At 35.6% G+C, this 19,221-nt stretch carries 14 protein-coding genes; 4 read left to right on the forward strand and 10 right to left on the reverse strand.

The features are described 5' to 3' along the window. Positions 1 to 63 precede the first annotated feature (63 nt). Positions 64 to 1,035 carry an arabinan endo-1,5-alpha-L-arabinosidase gene (locus AC1RNE_RS02530; protein WP_492799473.1) on the forward strand — a complete coding sequence of 324 codons (972 nt, stop codon included), beginning with the start codon at positions 64 to 66 and terminating at the stop codon, positions 1,033 to 1,035. 77 nt (positions 1,036 to 1,112) lie between these two features. On the opposite strand, the gene AC1RNE_RS02535 is transcribed toward AC1RNE_RS02530, so the two are convergent. From AC1RNE_RS02535 to AC1RNE_RS02575, 9 genes are all read right to left on the reverse strand, one after another. Next, complete coding sequence (locus tag AC1RNE_RS02535) at positions 1,113 to 1,508, reverse strand: c-type cytochrome (RefSeq protein WP_492799474.1); 396 nt, start codon at positions 1,506 to 1,508, stop codon at positions 1,113 to 1,115. Positions 1,509 to 1,701: 193 nt separating this feature from the next. Beyond that, positions 1,702 to 2,874, reverse strand: coding sequence for a PQQ-dependent sugar dehydrogenase (locus tag AC1RNE_RS02540; protein ID WP_492799475.1), 1,173 nt, complete (start codon positions 2,872 to 2,874; stop codon positions 1,702 to 1,704). Positions 2,875 to 2,949: 75 nt separating this feature from the next. Next, positions 2,950 to 3,735, reverse strand: coding sequence for a hypothetical protein (locus AC1RNE_RS02545; RefSeq protein ID WP_492799476.1), 786 nt, complete (start codon positions 3,733 to 3,735; stop codon positions 2,950 to 2,952). 244 nt (positions 3,736 to 3,979) lie between these two features. Next, complete coding sequence (locus AC1RNE_RS02550; RefSeq protein ID WP_492799477.1) at positions 3,980 to 4,987, reverse strand: fatty acid desaturase; 1,008 nt, start codon at positions 4,985 to 4,987, stop codon at positions 3,980 to 3,982. A 112-nt stretch (positions 4,988 to 5,099) separates the two neighbouring features. Further along, the gene (locus AC1RNE_RS02555; RefSeq protein WP_492799478.1) at positions 5,100 to 7,280 is read right to left on the reverse strand and encodes a penicillin acylase family protein; all 2,181 of its coding nucleotides are present in this window, start codon (positions 7,278 to 7,280) and stop codon (positions 5,100 to 5,102) included. 188 nt (positions 7,281 to 7,468) lie between these two features. Beyond that, on the reverse strand, positions 7,469 to 7,849 hold the full coding sequence (locus tag AC1RNE_RS02560; protein WP_492799479.1) for a VOC family protein: 381 nt from the start codon (positions 7,847 to 7,849) through the stop codon (positions 7,469 to 7,471). Between the two features lie 150 nt (positions 7,850 to 7,999). Beyond that, positions 8,000 to 10,330 carry a glycoside hydrolase family 65 protein gene (locus tag AC1RNE_RS02565; protein WP_492799480.1) on the reverse strand — a complete coding sequence of 777 codons (2,331 nt, stop codon included), beginning with the start codon at positions 10,328 to 10,330 and terminating at the stop codon, positions 8,000 to 8,002. Between the two features lie 287 nt (positions 10,331 to 10,617). Next, positions 10,618 to 11,265: a beta-phosphoglucomutase gene (gene pgmB / locus AC1RNE_RS02570; RefSeq protein ID WP_492799481.1), complete on the reverse strand. Its 648-nt coding sequence runs from the start codon at positions 11,263 to 11,265 to the stop codon at positions 10,618 to 10,620. A 103-nt stretch (positions 11,266 to 11,368) separates the two neighbouring features. Beyond that, positions 11,369 to 13,273, reverse strand: coding sequence for an alpha-amylase family glycosyl hydrolase (locus tag AC1RNE_RS02575; protein WP_492799482.1), 1,905 nt, complete (start codon positions 13,271 to 13,273; stop codon positions 11,369 to 11,371). Positions 13,274 to 13,507: 234 nt separating this feature from the next. On the opposite strand from AC1RNE_RS02575, the gene AC1RNE_RS02580 reads away from it, so the two are divergent. The 3 genes from AC1RNE_RS02580 to AC1RNE_RS02590 are packed head-to-tail and all read left to right on the forward strand — an operon-like array spanning position 13,508 to position 17,663. Beyond that, entirely contained in the window at positions 13,508 to 15,415 is a 1,908-nt protein-coding gene (locus AC1RNE_RS02580) for an alpha-amylase family glycosyl hydrolase (RefSeq protein ID WP_492799483.1), read from the forward strand. 57 nt (positions 15,416 to 15,472) lie between these two features. Further along, positions 15,473 to 16,774, forward strand: a complete 1,302-nt coding sequence (locus AC1RNE_RS02585) for an MFS transporter (protein WP_492799484.1) — start codon at positions 15,473 to 15,475, stop codon at positions 16,772 to 16,774. Positions 16,775 to 16,781: 7 nt separating this feature from the next. Next, the gene (locus AC1RNE_RS02590) at positions 16,782 to 17,663 is read left to right on the forward strand and encodes an N-acetylmuramoyl-L-alanine amidase-like domain-containing protein (protein ID WP_492799485.1); all 882 of its coding nucleotides are present in this window, start codon (positions 16,782 to 16,784) and stop codon (positions 17,661 to 17,663) included. Positions 17,664 to 17,690: 27 nt separating this feature from the next. On the opposite strand, the gene AC1RNE_RS02595 is transcribed toward AC1RNE_RS02590, so the two are convergent. Continuing rightward, positions 17,691 to 19,067, reverse strand: coding sequence for an aldehyde dehydrogenase family protein (locus AC1RNE_RS02595; protein ID WP_492799486.1), 1,377 nt, complete (start codon positions 19,065 to 19,067; stop codon positions 17,691 to 17,693). Between the last annotated feature and the right edge of the window lie 154 nt (positions 19,068 to 19,221).

The following is a 19,221-nucleotide window of genomic DNA, read 5'->3' on the forward strand; positions in this document are numbered from 1 at the left end:
ATTAATAAACCCGATTAAGCTATTTTAGAACGTGGCTTAGTCGGGTTAAACCTCACTCTCACAATGACTATGATTAAAAATACGAAGTACTTTTTAGTAGCTTTATTCGCACTATTAATAAACTTCCAGACTAACGCACAACAGGGAGAAATCGAATCTCATGATCCTTCTACCATCTTGAAAGAAGGCAATAGTTATTGGTTCTTTTCTACTGGTAATGGTATCAAAGCTACTTATTCCACTGATTTAGTCAATTGGAAAGTCTCGTCACAAACAGTGTATAAAAAGGACTCTTTTCCCACTTGGATTAAAGAATATGTACCTAAATTCCAAGGACATTTTTGGGCGCCAGATTGTATTTTTATGAATGGAAAATACTATTTGTATTACTCTTGTTCATCCTTCGGCGTTACTCAATCTGCCATTGGCGTAGCAACCAATGAAACCCTTGATCCAAAATCTCCAAAATATAAATGGACAGACTTGGGGATGGTGGTAGCATCTAAGGAACGAAAAGACTTCAATGCCATAGACCCAAGTATTTTAAAAGACAAGCAAGGTAAAATTTGGATGACTTATGGTTCATTCTTCGGTGGTATTGGTGCGGTAGAATTAGATTCTATTTCAGGGAAAATCAAAGCTGGAGAAAGTATCAAAAAAGTAGCGGGTGGCAGAGAGTCTGACTGGGAAGCGTCTTGTCTGATTCAAGAAGGAGAATATTATTATCTTTTTGTGAACAATGGTTTATGTTGCAAAGGACTAAACAGTACTTATTACATCGTTTGTGGGCGTTCTAAAAATCCTTTAGGGCCATTTTTAGACCAAACTGGTAAAGATTTAAATACTGGCGGAGGTACGGTAATTATGCGAACTGAAGGTAAATTTCAAGGCCCTGGTCATGTGGGTTTATTAAGAGAAAAAGGCAAAAAGATTGTCTCTATTCATTATTATGATGCCGAAGACCAAGGAAAATCGAAGATGAATATTGTGGAAATGTATTTTAAGAAAGGTTGGCCTTATTTTAAGAGGAAGTAGATGGATTAAACAGTTAAAGATTTGCCAACTTTTGAAAAGTTGACAAATCTAAACCAAGAGCTAAAAACAAGAGGGAATCATTTTTTGATTCCCTCTACTGTTTTCACATCAATAATTTTTGTCGATTTATTACCCCATGAATTCAAGATATAATTCATTACATCGGCAATTTCTTCATTCTCTAATCCGGGTTCAGGCATCATGCCTTGATACTTTACTCCATTTACTTGGATAGAGTCTTTTAATCCAAATTTTATTGCTCTAATGCCTTTTTCGGGAGTTTTCAATAAATAATCTGAATTTGCCAAAGGCGGATTAAGCTTAGGAACACCTTCTCCTTTACCCATGTGGCAAACAATACAATTATTCATATATACTTCTTTACCACGAGCAATACTATCAGCTAGTTCATCTTCTTGACGCCAAAAAGGAGACAGAAACAACATTGAAGCAATTAGTATAATTATTTTCATTTTTATTTAAGGGATATCGGCTGTCGGAATTCAAAAAAGGCTATCAGTCGTCGGAATTCGGCAGTCAAAATATAAAAATTGGTTTTCAGGTATCGTGATTCAGCTTTAGATTATCAGAACTGATAATAATAGCCAACAGCAATCGGCTTTTAATTATAAAAACCGATTGCTGATGACCGAAGACCGATAGCCACTATTTAGCAGGGCTAATTTTTACAATTGAACCAGTACTTTCAATGGCTACGTAAATATTTCCGTCTGGACCTTCTTTGATGTCTCTTACTCTACCAATATTTTCAAACACCGTTTCTTGACTAACCACTTTATTGTTTTTAATTACACAACGCTTGATATAATTAAACTTTAATGACCCAATCAGTAAATTACCCTTCCAATCAGGGAATTTCTTGCTGGTGATAAAAGTCATTCCGCAAGGAGCAATTGATGGTCTGTAATAAATAATAGGCTGTTCCATTCCTGCACGAGCAGTATCTGGACTGATAATTGAATTATCATAGCCAATACCGAAGGTAATTGCTGGCCAGCCATAATTAGCACCTTTCTTCACGATATTTACTTCATCACCTCCTTGTGGACCATGTTCGTGTTCCCACAAATCACCTGTCGTTGGATTAATCACAAAACCTTGTGGATTTCTGTGTCCATAAGAATAGATTTCAGGTCTAGCACCGTCTTGCCCAACAAATGGGTTATCTTTAGGCACAGAACCATCATCATTTAAACGCACTACTTTTCCTTGGAAAGTCGTAAGTTTCTGAGCCTCTTCTTGTTGACCTCTTTCGCCTACTGTCAAGTATAAATAGCCAGCTCTATCAAAAGCAATTCTTCCACCATAGTGATGGGTTGTAGTTACATTTGGTGTTGCTTTAAAGACAACTTTTTGTTCTGTAAGCGTATTGCCTACTAATTTAGCACGCATCAGTGCCGTATTAGAACCTTTGCCAGTTTCGCCATCTGCTAATGGTGATGAATAGCTAAAGTAAATCCAGCCATTTTTGGCATAATTGGGATGCAATTTTATATCTAAAAGCCCTCCTTGTCCTTTAGAAATAATAGCAGGAAGTCCTTTGATAGGTTCTTCTACTAATTTTCCATCATGTATCAATCTTAACTGTCCCGACCTTTCAGTAACCAACATATCACCATTAGGTAAAAAAGCCATTCCCCAAGGTACATTCAAGCCCGTAACAAACGTTTCAATTTTTAACCCATCAGTACCAGCTTTTACTGATTTGTTTAAAACAGGGTTATCATTTGCATGATTTAGATTACAGGAAGCATCAACAGATATTAATAAGCCAGCCAGTAGAGGTAGTACTCCAATAGAGAAAATTTGTTTTTTCATTTTTGAGTTTATATTCTTTGTTCGTGATAAAGTTAATGAAAAACACCTTTTTCACTGTACTGATTTCCCTGTATTTTAAGTACTTATTTCAGAATGTTGAACAGAAGAATTCAATTTATCTGTGATGGCTTTTATACGAAGTTCAGAGCGTTTGACGTCTGCTCTTAAATTTTGTTTTTCAGTGACAAGTTTATTGATAAGAGCGTCGTTCTTCTCTATTTTTTTCATCGCTGATTTTATCTCATTCTGGATTTTCTGGATTTCAGAAAGTTCCCTATTGATTAAACGTTGCTTAATAGAGTTAGTCCGCTTTTTCAGTTGCTTGTTCCTTTGTTTCTCAAGGAAATCATCGGAAGCAAAATAAGCTTTCTTTTCGGCATTAATACGACCAATACCTTCTTTCCTTACCTTTAACGCTATTTCAGGGTTTACATTCAGACCAAGCGAGCGCATTTTTTTATAAACAACGCCATATCTTAAGCCCAAATGTTCACAAATCTCTGGTAAAGGTTTGCTATAATGATGCTCCTTTAAATAATTGATGGCTTCGTCAGTCCATTTGGTAACGCCTTCTCTGCCTGAAGGAACGCCTTTTCTACTCGCTTGGCGTACTTTCCTAAGCTCTTCTCCTACTGTGAGTTTAAATCTTTTAAGTTGCCCTCTTACAGACTCCCAACTTCTTCCAAGTTGATCAGAAATTTCTCTGGATGTCAAATTCTGAAAATTTTCTTTGAGGAAATCTATTTCCTCTTGGGTCCATTTCGTTGTAATTCTTTTTGGAGGTTTGGGCGCAACTTCACTTCTCAGTACCACTCCATCCTTGACGTAGTTGATGATTCTTAATTTATTTTTCTTTGCCATTTGCTTTTTTACTAAATTTCAAAAGAATGTTTGCGTGATGAGGAACAGCGAAAAATGTATTGAGGACTCTCAAAACATTCAGTATTATGGTTAGCAAAGGGTTTCTGTCTAACAAACTTCGTATATTATTCTTAAAAAAACAAATAAGCAGTTTAGGATAAAACTAATTTATTGAAAATAAAAATAGCTCCATTTTTGGAGCTATTTAAAACGAAAAATCTTATTGAAAAATTGCAAATGGCTATTATATTTTTTGTTCAGCCATTTGAATGTCTGGAATTGAGGTATCATCCAATCCTACACGACCTCTTTCTTTTCTTACAATTCTTGAATATAAGCCTACTTCTTGGCTAAATAAAAAGGTGAAAAATAATTTCACAAATGAAGTATGGTACTTCAAATCATCGTAAAACTCAGGAGCAGTCGCTTTCAATTTTGGTAAATTATTCCAAGGTACTGATGGCATATCGTGGTGTTCGTTGTGGTAGCCCACATTCATATTGATTAAGTTCAAACCACCATAATAGCTGTATGTTTCTTGGTCTTTATCCAATACAAGATAATGTTCTTGAATCCATCTTGCACCAAGTGGGTGTAAACCTACAGAGAACATAAAGCTTGCGCCCATGTAGCCTAATGCTGGCCATCCCCAGAAATACCAAATCACCACATCAAAGGCAATTTGAGCAAAAATATTCATCAATACCCAACGGTCTATTACCGCTAATTCCAAACAACGAAGTGTACGAATCACTTGAAAAATTGGGAACAATAACAACCAGATTGCTTTACCTAAAAAGTAATTATTAATCATTTTTGCCTCCCATTTATCTGGTAAGTCAGCATCTAGTTCATGAACACCTTGAAAAGCGTGGTGCTTTAAATGGTAGTTTTTAAATGAAATTGCTGTAGGTACTAATGAAGGAAAGTTAGCAACAATACCAGCGTAAACGTTCCACGATGGTTTTTTGAAAACAAGGTTATGCGAAGCCTCATGGATACAAATAAACAATGTATGTGATGGGAAAGCACCAATACACCAAGCAGCAGCTAAAATAATATACCAAGCTTGGTCTTTTACCAAATAAGTCATCAGAATTTGAAGTGACACACAAGCCAGAATCCAAATCATCGTCATTGGATTTTTTGTGATTAACTTCTTTACCTCAGGGTGAGCCTTTAATATCTGCCTTGTACGCAAACGGTGCGGTTCAGAACCTGTCACATGAGTAAAATCTTGTTGATACGCCATTTAATTTTAATTTAATTCGTTATTGAAATTACTGTTTGAATCTTATTTGAAAAAATCTTTCAAATATACTGCTAACCTAACGTTTTATCAATTTGTTTAACAATATTTACGCTTATTCGCCTGGATGATACGTCTTTTCTGCATTTTTTAGCACATCTTCCTTATAAAAGAGGACATCTTTGAATTTCCCCTTTGTATACATCAACAATTGATCTTTGAAATGTTTTGAATTAGGATCACCACTTTCGCCACCTGCCAACAAAGATTTAGCTTTTATTTTTTCACCAAATTCTACGGCACAAATAAAACTATTGCCCCCAACGCCATATCTTTTATTCGTTCCTTGGTAATATCTACTATTATAAGATGGCAACGAACCCCACAGTGCTGAAGCAAAACCTACAGGAACACTTGGCTCATTATCATTATATTTTGTTTGTAAATCACCCGTCAATCTTTGAAAACGATTTAGTTCGCCCCAAGGTATTTGCCAAGTACCAAATTTTTTATTCAAATCATTTATCACTGTCACCAAAGGAGGCATAAACTTCGCTACATCAGCATTGGTGGCAAACCTCTTAGTATTTTCCACTTGGTCGGTTTCGCCTTGGTCTATGTATAGTCTTTGGATAACAGGGCTCAATTTCTGTGCCCATTCTACTGCCAAAGTAGTAGCTACTGAATTTTCTGATGAATGATAATCCCACGTTTTCAAGACTTCAATCGGTGCTTTTAGTTGCGTATAGAGCGAATCGTTTTGCTTTACGTCACGCTCAAATGTTTTCACCAAAGCTGGTATCAATATTTCAAAAGCTGACAAATAAGTATCATAACCTGCGGCTATTACTTTGTCGATGGTATATTTCTTTTCGCGGTCTAATACCCTTACTGCATTTACCCCTCTAAAATTTTCACCATCAGGAGCCATGTAGGATGGATAATTTTCTCGTTTAGGACTATTAACCCCTGCCACTGAAAAGGGCGTTGAATTACAATTTTGCAACCAACCATTGACTGGGTTATACAAATGCACGGTTTCATCTACCTCATGCAAGCCTTTCCATTCTGTAGCTGCTATTGAACCATCTACAGGTTTAGCCCAATTGAACTGATTATCCCTTTTAGGAATATAGTTGCCATGCCAATAAGCAATATTACCTTTATAATCAGCAAAAACAGTATTATTTGAAGTATTAGCCTTTAAAGCCATCACTTGCTTATATTCCTCAAATCCTTTCGCTTTGGTTCTTTTCCAACTCTGAATCATGCTGACAATAGAACGGTTATAAGATTTCAGGCTCACCCATTTATCATCTCTTTTACCCATAATTGGCCCGTGATGCGTAAAGTATGTACTAAAAGTTTTCTGTTTTAATACATTGTCAGCGAGGTAACTAATCGTAATTTTCTTTTCTGTTACAGGCTTCAAAGCTCCTTCATATTCATAAAAATACTTGTCGCCTTTTTTGACAATCTTTTCGGCATACACATCAGCAACGTCTACATTACTAGAGGTATGCATCCAACCGCAATATTGATTAAAACCTTGATAAACAAACATTTGCCCCCACGTAACGGCTCCATAAGCATTCAAACCTTCTTCACTAACTACTTGTACTTCTGGACGAAAGTAGAAAGTAACGTGTGGATTAATGTATAAAATAGCTTTGCCTGATTGCGTAATCTTAGGAGAAAACGCAAATCCATTTGAACCTGTTTGTTGCTCAGGATTTTTAGGAACAGCTACGGCAGACACTAAACTACCTGAGTAAAAATTCTTTAAATCGGCTATGCTTAAATCGGCCGTACTGATTGCACCAATGCTTCCATCTGTCCATAACAAAGCATACCACGGTTTAAAGCGTGTCAGCATAGCAGGTTTCACTGCTGGATGTTTGTATAAATAAAAGTTAATCCCGTCGGCATAAGCATTCAATAATTTCTTTAACCAAGGTGCCGCCTTTTGATAATCTGCCTTGGCTTCGGTAGTATCAATCAATAAGCGAATTTGTAAATCGTTATAGAGTTCTGATTCACCTTTTAGTTCTGCAATTCTTCCCAGCTTTTCAATATAATTCATCTCAACACGCTTGAAATCATCTTCACATTGAGCAAAAAGTAAGCCAAAAACAGCATCTGCATCCGATTTGCCATAAATATGCGGAATCCCCCAATTGTCACGAATAATATTTACTCGCTTCGCCTGCGCTTCAAAGCGACTGATTTCAGCATTTGAAAATTTTTGTGCAAGAATTGAAAAAGGAAGGAAAAACAGTAAAATAATTTTTCTCATATTGATATGTATTGAATGATGAAGGATTCTGTATTAACAAACATACAAAATACAACGAAATTTCTATCAATACTAATTTAAAACTTTCTCTCAATGCTTGAAATGCGCTAAACTTTAGGCAAATTAGACAAATAGGCAAGATGTAAGAATGATATTTCTAGTAGGTCTTAAGTGATATATGTTATTATTTACCCTTCATCCTCCGCAAAAGTCAGGTAATACCCATCAATATCTTTAATCGTAAATTCTGTCGCACCATAAAAAGTCTTTTCTAGCCCTTTTACTACTTCTACTTTGTCTTTAATGCTTTCAAAAAAGCTTCTTATTTCCTTTAGCTTGATATAAAAGAGTAAGCTCCCTCCTAGTCTGTTTCTATCAATATCAGGTAATTCTTCTCCTAAACTATCCATCGTCTGCAACATTATTGTTACGCCTCCATTTGAGAGCATCACCCACACAAAATCTCCTTCTTCTGGCACAGTCATGATGGTTTGAAAACCAATCTGCTTATAAAATTCAATAGATTTATTGATGTCTTTGACAAAGTTATTTACTGTTAAGCTTTCCATGTTATTATTGTTTATATGCTAGTGCCAAGTTAATGTTTTTACACTTAAAAATTTCTAAGCATATATTACTTTTATTGAAAGATGATAAACGAACAAAGCCCCTCAAAAGAAAATCTTTCAAGGAGCTTTGTTTAAAATAATATTAGTAACCTACGCTACGGCTTCTACATTTTTCTGTTCAATATTAACTGTCGAATTTGCTTTTAAAACTACAGCTTCGTTGTATACAAAAATAGTAATATCATCTCCTGCCAAATTTTCAATCACTACTTCATGCGCAAAAGTTTTAATATTCAACAAATTGCCTCTGAAACGAATTTTAAACGAGAATGAATTCCAGTTTTCTGGTACGAATGGTGCTAAATATACCTGCCCATTGCGAACACGCATACCGCCAAACCCTTTTACGATGGACATCCAAGTACCTGCCATGGAAGTAATATGACAACCGTCTTCCGTATCATTATTATAGTCATCCAAATCCAAACGTGCCGAACGTTGATAGAATTCATAAGAACGTGCCTTATCTCCTAATTTAGCGGCAATAATCGAATGCACACATGGACTTAATGATGACTCATGAACTGTCATTGGTTCATAGAAATCATAATTACGCTTGATGGTTTCGGTATCAAAGTCATCTTCAAAGAAATATATTCCTTGCAACACGTCGGCTTGTTTAATAAAGCAAGAACGTAATATTCTGTCCCACGACCATTTTTGATTGATTGGTCTATCATGAGCTGGAAGATTAGTTACTTTTATTAATTCTTTATCCAAGAAACCATCTTGTTGTAAGAAAACGCCTAACGCTTTATCTTCGCCTAAGTACATGTTGCTAGTGATACTCTTGAATTTTTCAAACTCAATGGTTTCATCAAGATTTGTCAAACTAGCTAGCTCATTATAACGGTCAGGATTTGACGCTTTTATTTTATCCGCTACTTCCATCAAATACTTCATACACCAAACAGCGAAATAACTTGTGTACCAGTTATTATTTACGTTGTTTTCATATTCATTTGGCCCCGTCACTCCTAACATCACATATTGCTTTTTCGCTTCCGACCAGTTTACTCGCTGTGCCCAGAAACGAGCAATGCCTAAAAGTACTTCAAAACCATGTTCAGCTAAATAAGCTTCGTCGCCTGTATAGTTTACATAATCGTAAATGGCATAAGCAATGGCGCCATTACGGTGAATTTCTTCAAAGGTAATTTCCCATTCGTTATGGCATTCTTCACCGTTCATTGTAACCATTGGATACAATGCGGCACCATCTTTAAAACCTAATTTTTGGGCATTCTCAATGGCTTTACCTAGTTGTTTCCAACGATAAACCAGTAGATTACGAGCTACCTGCTGATCGGCAGTTGCTAAGTAAAAAGGAATACAATAAGCTTCGGTATCCCAATAGGTTGAGCCACCATATTTTTCGCCAGTAAAGCCTTTTGGCCCAATATTTAAACGAGCATCTTCGCCCGTATAAGTTTGGTTCATCTGGAAAATATTGAAACGAATACCTTGCTGAGCAGCAACGTCACCTTCAATCACAATATCATTCGTTTCCCATTGTGATGCCCACTTTTCTGCTTGTTCTGTTAGCATTTTATCAAAGCCTTTGGCTTCAATGTTAGCTAAATAAGCTTTGGCTTTAGGAAGTAAATCGTCTATCTCATGATTTTCAGAAGAAAGGTTACAAGCATATTTTACTAAAACAGTTTCTTCGTTAGCTTTTACGCTCAAAGTAACTTGACTCGCTATATATTTTTCTGCTTTTTGAGGCAAGCTTTTGAAATCAACGGCTTTGCCTTCTTGAAAAATTTGAAATTTCTGACCAGTTACTACATGAAAACCTGTTTTCTTAGTAACCATCTCTATATATCCTTCTGCAAAAGCTGTTTCTTTATGAACTTCGTCCCAGAATTTTTCATCATAGTTGGCATCTTTATTTTTGATATCGCCATCTATAAAAGGAGTCAGCACAAGCTTTCCGTCAAAATTAAGGGGTGTAATTGCGTAAGAAATTGCACCTGATTCGTCATCAACAATAGAATTGAAGCGTTTGGTATTAACTTTTACCTGTCTGCCCGACGGCAAAGTAGCCACAAAAGAACGTTGTAAATAACCCTCTTTCATATTCAACACACGCCTAAAATCGTTTACTTCCGCAGTATGTAAATCTAGTATTTCATCTTCTATTTCAACTTTAATACCAATCCAGTTGGCAGCATTCAACACCTTCGCAAAATATTCAGGGTATCCGTTTTTCCACCAACCTACACGTGTTTTGTCGGGGTAATATACACCAGCTACATAATTCCCTTGAAGTGTTTTTCCGGTGAAAGTTTCTTCAAAATTTCCTCTTTGTCCCATTCGTCCATTGCCTAAAGAGCAAACAGATTCAGTAATTTCGTTGAATTCACGATTAAATCCCTCTTCGATGATACACCATTCATCGTGTTTAAGATAGTCTTTCATATATGGTTATACTTGGTTAGTTTGTTTATTAAGAAAAAGATAAAACCTTTCTCCTCAAGAAAAAACCAATCAAATCAACTGATTATCAATAGTTTAATCAAGTATTTATAAAAATGGTCAATAGTAAATTAAATAATAATTCTCGACTTTTACATAAAAAGCAGCATTATTATTTAGAAAAAACATCAGCATAATACTATATACTACAAAAGTGTTAATTTCTGTGCGAATTTATACTAGAAATTTAACACTCAATTTGCTGTGCTAAACTGTATTTTGGATAAATATTAAAAGTTCAATTTATCCAAGGTCATTTCGTCAAAGCCAGCAATCACAAAATCTGCTTCTGTTAAAATATCAGGAGAACCTACTCCAATAGCTTTCATACCTCCTGCTTTAGCAGCTTGGATTCCTGCTACGGCATCTTCAAATACTACACATTCACTTGGCAATGAATCAGTTGCCTCCGCTCCCATCAAAAACACTTGTGGGTCTGGCTTGCCTTTCGTGATGTTATTGCCATCAATAATGGCATCAAAATAATCTAACATATTGATTCTTTCTAAAATCAATTTAGAATTTTTACTAGCCGAACCCAAAGCGATTTTAATACCCGCTTCGCGAAGGTCAGTAAGAAACTTTTCAACGCCTGGGAGTACCTCCTTGGGTGTCATTAGTTTCACTAAATCTAGGTACCAATCATTTTTACGAGTTGCCCATGCTAATTTTTCCGCTTCTGTTAAGGTAACATTTCCCCATTTAAGAATCAATTCTAACGATTCCATACGTGAAATACCCTTTAATTGTTCATTCTGATGTTCGGTAAAATCAAACCCTAATTCGTTCGCAAGGCGTCTCCAAGCTTGAAAATGATATACTGCTGTATCAACAATTACGCCATCTAAATCGAATAGGCAAGCTTTAATCTTTGTCATGTGATTTTTAGTTAGTGATTGAGTGAGTGGTGATTGAGTGATTTAAAAAAAATATTCACTCAATCACAATTCACTAACTCACTCAATGTCTGTAAGGATATGTTTATTTTTTTAATTCAAGAATTGTAATTGACATCGCTGGGATTTTTAATGTTTTTAAATCTCCCACCAATACATCTGTCATAATATTTTTGGCAGTACTGAAACCCGACATTCTTTCTGAAAACCTTTGAGTATCCAGATTTTTATCTTCTTTATTTTGGTTCATGATTACCATAATGCTTTCGTTTTCGGTATATCTAAAGTACACATAAATTCCATCCTGTGGTAAAAATTGTGTTAATTTTCCTGTAGTAATCGCATTGCTATTTTTACGATAGCTAGCTAACTTTTTCACAAAATCAAAAGCCTCATTCTCTTTCTCTGTTCTCCCTGATGCTAAAAACTTATTTGTTTTATCATCAGCCCAACCGCCTTCAAAGTCCTTGCGTACTTCGGCATCCGATGGATTCTTGAAGTTTTTTGTCAGGTTTTCGGTGCCATAATACAAATGTGGTACTCCACGAGTAGTTAATAAAAAGCCTACGCCAAGTTTATATTTATTAAAATCTTCGCCAATGACAGAATAAAATCTATCCATGTCATGGTTATCCAAGAAAGTCATGTTCAAGTTAGCGTCTTCATAGAGCGCATCCATTGCCAATGTAGAATACAAACGATTGAAACCTTTTCCCCAATCAAACCCTTGGTTCAACGCATCGTTGATGGCATTAAACAGCACAAAGTCATTGGCAGATGGCAATGAGCTTTTGAAAGGTACATTCAGGTTATTTTTTGCAAAATAGGCTTGTGAATAAGCACTTTGTACAGAGTTTTCACCTGTAATAAACATGTTAGGATATTCTTCTGCCAAAGCAGCATTACAACGATTCATAAAATTCAAGTCATTGTATTGATAAGTATCGATTCTCCAGCCATCGATACCAAAGTTTTCCACTGTCCAAAGAGCATGTTGAATCAAAAAGTTAGCGACAAATTCATTTTTATGGTTCAAATCGGGCAAGAAAGGAACAAACCAACCATTTTGTTGTACTTTAAAATCAGCAGCCGAACCATGCAAAATATCAACCACGGGTTCATCACGGTACGACGTATTGGTATAAGTATCCCATTGATTCAACCAATTTTTCATCGGTAAATCTTTCAAAATCCAGTGATTGATTCCTACGTGATTATATACTGCATCTTGAATAATTTTTAGTCCTTTGGCATGCGATGCTTCTATTAATTTTTTATACGCTTCATTACCGCCAAGGCGTTTGTCTACATTATAATGGTCTGTAAAACCATAACCATGATAGGCTGAACGCATAGCTCCTCCTTCGTTGGTTTGGGGTTGATTGTTTTCGACAACTGGATTCAACCAAATGGTAGTAGCGCCTAATTCTTTTACATAATCTAAATGATTTTGTACACCCAGCAAATCGCCTCCGTGACGTAAAAATGGATTTTTACGATCGGAAGCAGGGTCGGCCATATCTGCAAATTTATCGTTGGAAGGGTCGCCATTTGAAAAACGGTCAGGAAGAATCAAGTAAATAAAATCTTTTGAATTGATTTCCTGTGGCTTTTGGTCACGTACTTTTAACTGAAAAGGTTGTGTTATTTTTACGATTTGGTCTATCAATTGTTTTTTCCCTTTTTGCACTTTCACCGTTTTTGAAAGCTCAATCATCATTTGTCCAGCTTGGGTAGTTGGTGCAACTGTTAAATCAAGGAATAGATAATTGGGATTTTCAACTTTGTTTACTTTTTCCAAAGAAACTCCCGGATAATTGATTTTCACATCGCAATCGCCAATGTTTTTGCCATAGATCAATAGCTGTAACTTAGGGTTTTTCATGCCTACCCACCAGTTAGTCGGATTAATACGTTGAACATTTGGCGTTTGAGCTACCAAAGCATTCATCAAGAAGCATAAAAGAATGGATAAAATTGTTTTTTTCATTTGTTTAAGATGGTTAATGGAAATACAGTAAAATAGCGCAAACTCGGGTAAAAAGGATTTTATAAACGTTGGATTCTACTTTTTTCAGTATCATTCATGCAATTTTTCAAATAATTTCAAGAATTTCCTAATAATAAAATCTTAAATTGTGAGCAATTTAATGCAAAGATAAAAGAAAGCTAAAAGAAACGAATCTGTGCTAATCTGTCCTAATACCCAAATTTTATTCTAAAAATGTCTCAAAATTCAATCAAAGTCACAACATTATTAGGCTTCGTTTTTGTCGTTTTTTGGGCAAATGCTCAACAAGCCAACAAAGCCATCCCACACACTGAGCAAAACGCTATTGCCAAAACCAAGAATTATAGTAAATTCAAAGATAGAGACCCGAAAAAAAGTAAAATCATAGTCCCGAAAAATATGACAAAGCATAAAAACGACAAATTAGTAATCCTACAAATGATGTTTCACCTATGGGGAAACAAGAATACTACCAATAAATTTAATGGCTCTGCAGCCGAAAATGGTGTTACTAAATTCTCTGACATTAGTGATTTAGCCTTAAAAAAAATCAAAGATTATGGATATTCACATCTTTATATGACAGGCTTAATTGAGCATGCCACGATGGAAGATTTGACAGCTTATGGTATTCCTAAAGATCATCCAGATGTAGTAAAAGGAAGGTCGGGTTCGCCCTTTGCCATTAAAGATTATTATGATGTCAATCCTTTTTTTGCAGATAAACCTAAAAAAAGACTGGAAGAGTTTGCTAGTATGGTTGATAGGGTTCATCAAAATGATTTAAAACTCATTATGGATTTTGTGCCTAACCACGTAGCAAGGGTATATCATTCTGATATGAAACCGAAAGGTGTTGAAGATTTCGGTGAAAAAGATGACACAACGAAATTATTCGACCCACACAATAACTTCTATTATCTACCTGATACCCAATTTCAGATTCCTGATGGCGTAAATCCTCCTGTAGAAGTAGAGGGACCTTATGTTGAAACACCCGCGAAAGTATCGGGCAATGATGTTTTCTCTCCTCATCCTTCTATCGACGATTGGTTCGAGACTGTAAAACTTAATTACGGTGTTGACATCCAAAATGGCAGACAAACTCATTTTGACGATATTCCGAGTACTTGGCTGAAAATGGTGAATATATTAAAATACTGGGCTGATAAAGGTGCTGATGGTTTCCGTTGCGACATGGCCGAGATGGTTCCTTATGAGTTCTGGAAATATGCTATTAAAGAAGTAAAGAAGAGCCATCCTGATATTATCTTCATTGCTGAAATTTATAATCCAAAGGAATATCATAATTATATTAAAATAGGAGGTTTTGATTACCTGTATGATAAAGTAGGTTTATATGATGGCCTTCGTCATTTGGTTGAAAACAGAGATGATGCCAGTGTAGAAAGCATTACGAATGTTTGGCAACATGAATCAGGCGACATTTCAGAACATATGTTAAGGTTTTTAGAAAACCATGATGAAGTAAGGATTAATTCGGCTGCTTTTTCCAAAGGGTATCCTATGGCAGCAGTACCAGCGATGGTAGTAACGGCTACTTTGCATACAGGACCAGTGATGATTTACTTTGGTCAGGAATTAGGAGAGTCGGCTTCTGAGCCTGAGGGTTTTAACAGAGCCGAAGACCGCACGACTATGTTTGATTTCTGGGGTGTAAAATCACATCAGGCTTGGATGAACAATGGTAAATTTGATGGAAAACTATTGACAGATGAACAAAAGAATATTAGAAAATTCTATGGTGATTTAATCAAATTTGTCAATACTTCTGATGCTGTACAAACTGGAAGTTTCTTTGACTTACAATATATTCAAAATGGTAATTACGACCGTAGAAAAGTGTATAGTTACCTACGTTATTCTGGTAAGCAAAAGCTTTTAATTGTTTGTAATTTTGACCATTTTCAAACAAAGAAGTTCGATTTAGTAGTTCCAGAAGGTGCATGGTCGGCAATGGGATTAAAGCCAAGCAAAGACGCAACATTCAAAGGGAAATTCAATCAAAAAGAGCAATTTAATCAAAATGCTAGTCAATCAATTCCTGTTACAATCAATCCAAATTCAGTACTTATTTATGAAATTTCTCAGAAAAAATAGAATATATTTTAAATATTTTCTTAATTTGAATCTTTAATATACATCATTAACCATTTTATGACAAACAATATAAAACCCCGCCTTAGCCTAGCTCAAATCATCAACATGAGCATAGGCTTTATGGGTATTCAATTTGGTTTTGCACTACAAAATGCAAATACAAGCCGTATTTTTTCAACGTTAGGTGCCAATCCTGACGAGATTCCAATTCTTTGGGTAGCAGCTCCGCTTACTGGTTTATTAGTTCAGCCTATTATTGGATACATGAGCGACCGTACTTGGCATGCAAGATGGGGGCGTCGCCGTCCATTCTTTTTTGCAGGAGCTATTTTAGCCACTATTGCATTAATTGCCATGCCACAATCATCAGTACTTTGGATGGCTGGTGCTATCCTCTGGATAATGGATGCTTCTATTAATGTTTCAATGGAACCATTTAGAGCATTTGTGGGTGATATGCTTCCAAAAGAGCAAAGGACTACGGGCTTTTCGGTACAAACCTTTTTTATTGGTGTCGGGGCAATGATTGCCTCTGGGCTGCCATCTATTTTAGATTATTTTGGTGTCCAAAACACTGCTCCAGAAGGAATTGTGCCAGATACCGTTAGATGGTCATTTTACATCGGTGCGTTTGCTTATTTTATTTGTATTCTTTGGACAATCCTAAAGACAGAAGAATATCCACCTGAAGACATGGAGCTTTTTCAAAGAGAAAAAGACGAAATGAATTTTATGCATGGCATGAAAGAAACAATCAATGGATTATTCAATATGCCAAAAGTAATGAAGCAATTGGCAGTCGTTCAATTTTTCTCTTGGTTTGCATTATTCTGTATGTGGATTTTTATGACGAATGCTGTTACAGCTAACATTTTTGGCTCGACAGATACGAAGTCTGAAATTTATAATGATGGGGCAAATTTTGTAGGTATTTGCTTCTTGGTGTATAATGGGGTTTCAATGGTTTTTGCTTTATTTTTACCAACTTTGGCGAAGAAATTTGGCAGAAAGCTAACGCACCTACTTTGTCTGACAGCAGGAGGCTTAGGATTAATCTCTATTATGTTTATCACTTCTAAAGAAGCACTATTGCCTTCATTTATTGGTATTGGTTTAGCATGGTCAAGTATTTTGGCGATGCCTTATGCCATGTTATCAGGGAGCTTACCTGCCAACAAAATGGGGTATTATATGGGCGTTTTCAACTTTTTTATCGTCATTCCACAGGTAATTGCCAGCTTAGGTTTACAAAAATTCATGAATTTTATGCAATTAGAACCAATACATATCGTTACTTTGGGGGGAGTATTCATGATTTTGGGAGGATTACTCACACTACGGGTAGAAGATAACGATTAAATAATACATGAGAAAAAGTAATTTAAGTACGCTTAACAGAAACCTTGCAAGCTTGATAAAACCTTGCAAGGTTTTTATATTTTCGTCGCTGTTATTGACAGCCGCTAGCTTTCAACAGCCACTATCAGATGAAGAAATTTATCAACGGAAAATCCAAATGGCTCAGGGCAGTAATATGCACGATTATACCCTAAATATTGCCAAAAGTTTTCTAAACAGACCTTACAAGGCTTCGACGCTAGAAAACCCTAATGAGGAGAAACTAGTAGTAAATCTACGAGAATTTGATTGCTCGACTTTTGTAGAAAGCTGTGTAGCCATGGGTTTGACCTATCGTAAAAATGATATTTCCTTTGAAAAATTCCAATATTATTTAAAACGCCTCAGATATTATAACAAAGGACAAATAAAAGGATATGAATCAAGAATCCATTATTTTTCAGATTGGATTTATACCCATAACAAAGACGGACTTTTAGAAGATATTACGAGTTCGTTGGGAGGTGTTCCATTAAGAAAGGAAATAAATTTCATGAGCTTGCACTGGGATAAAAACCCTAATGTGGCAAATGTATCACTCCAAGAAAAAATAAAGAAGGTAGAGAATAAAATCAGCAATCAAGATTTTTATTATGTCCCAAAGGCTAAAATCAGAAGTATTGAAGACAAAATCATGAATGGTGATATTATTGGCATTACAACCAATATTGATGGATTAGACATTACGCATGAAGGTTTTGCTATAAGATTGCAGGATAAACGCGTCTATCTACTTCATGCTTCATCCGAGTTCAAAAGAGTAATGGTTAGCGACAGACCATTGGCAGAATACATGGCTCCTAAAAAGAATCAGACTGGCATCATGGTGGCTAGATTCAAATTAGAATAATAGTCACCATCATACCAGCTTTCAATGTTATTTCTTGAACATCAAATTCTTATTTTTCAAGAATTTCTTAAACGAAAAAGTTCCAATATTCTCTGCCTTAGTTTCAGACAAGTTGGTGGAACTTTTTTCATTTCCATAGAATCTATTACCCATATAAACATCGTTGATGGTAATGGATTTACTTTTAATTCTACGCGCAATTTTCATGGCTTCGCTATCTTTTCCAGCAAAAACAGAACAGTTAAAAACACTGTTTGAATCATTTGCGAAATCAAGTGCCTGCGTTTCATTCAAGAAAGATTTTACAGGCAAAATAGGTCCAAATGTCATTTCTTTCATGATTTTCATTTGGTGATTCACATTTGTCAGAATAGTAGGACGACAATAAATACTTCCTTTTTGAACAATACATTTTTCAGAACCCGCTACAATAACCGCTCCTTTCTTAACAGCATCGGCTAATTGTTCGTTGATATTGGTGGCTTGTTTTTCTGTAATGATAGGTCCTATTTGTCCATGTTCTATATTAGGATAGTTCAGCGTCAACAGGTTGCTTTTCCCAACTAGTCTTGATAAAAACTGTGAATGGATATTTCGATGAACGTATACTCTTTCGATAGACTCTAAAGATTGACCAGCATTAAAAGTTCCGCCCCATAAAATAGCAGATGATGCACTTTCGATATCTGCTGTTTCAGTAATTATTGCGGCTCCTTTTCCTCCAAATTCTAACTGGGCAGGCACAAAATGTTTAGCACTTGTTTCAAATACTTTTTTAGCTTTCTCTTCCGTTCCCGTAAAGCAAATTAAATCTGTAATACTACAAAGCATTTCGCCTACTTCTTTCTCACCTTCAATAAAATGCAAAAAATTATTAAAATGTGGTATTTGACTAATCGTTTTTTCAAGGACTCTAACAAATCGTGGCGTTTTTTCAGAAGGCTTCACCAATACACTATTGCCTGCTAAAAGAGCAGGAATAACCTGCATCATTGTACTCTGGAAAGGGAATTGCCAAGTACTGATAATACCAACGAGCTCGAAGGGTTCGGAATATTCTTCTATATGATAAGTATTGTTATGAAGAATAGTTTGGACTTCTACTTTAAAATAATCCTGCGCTAAATCACAAAACTGGTCGATAGCAGTCAATACTAGATTGATTTCATAAACAGTTTCTATTTTTCTACCAGTATCTACTATCAATACTTCTGTAAGTTCTTCAAGATGTCGCTCTAGTGCTTTTTTCCAACGCTGTATGGTTTTTATTCGTTGCTCTATACCGATAGCCTGCCAGCTTTTTTGGGCATGACGCATTGCATCAGCTTTTATTTTGAGTGTTTCAAAAGAGAGTTGAGGTATTTCATAATCATATAAACCAGTTCTTGGATTTCTTACTTTCATTTAATTATAAGGCTTAAAATTAATGCTATCGACTTAATGTTAATTGCATTTTTCAAATATACATTTTTTGATTAGTTTTTAAATATTTTTAAAAGGTTAATCACATAGATTAAAATAAAAAGATATGGCTTACAATAAAAATAATTAATCACTA

This window comes from Arcicella sp. GW822-FHT02H01, from assembly GCF_058802005.1.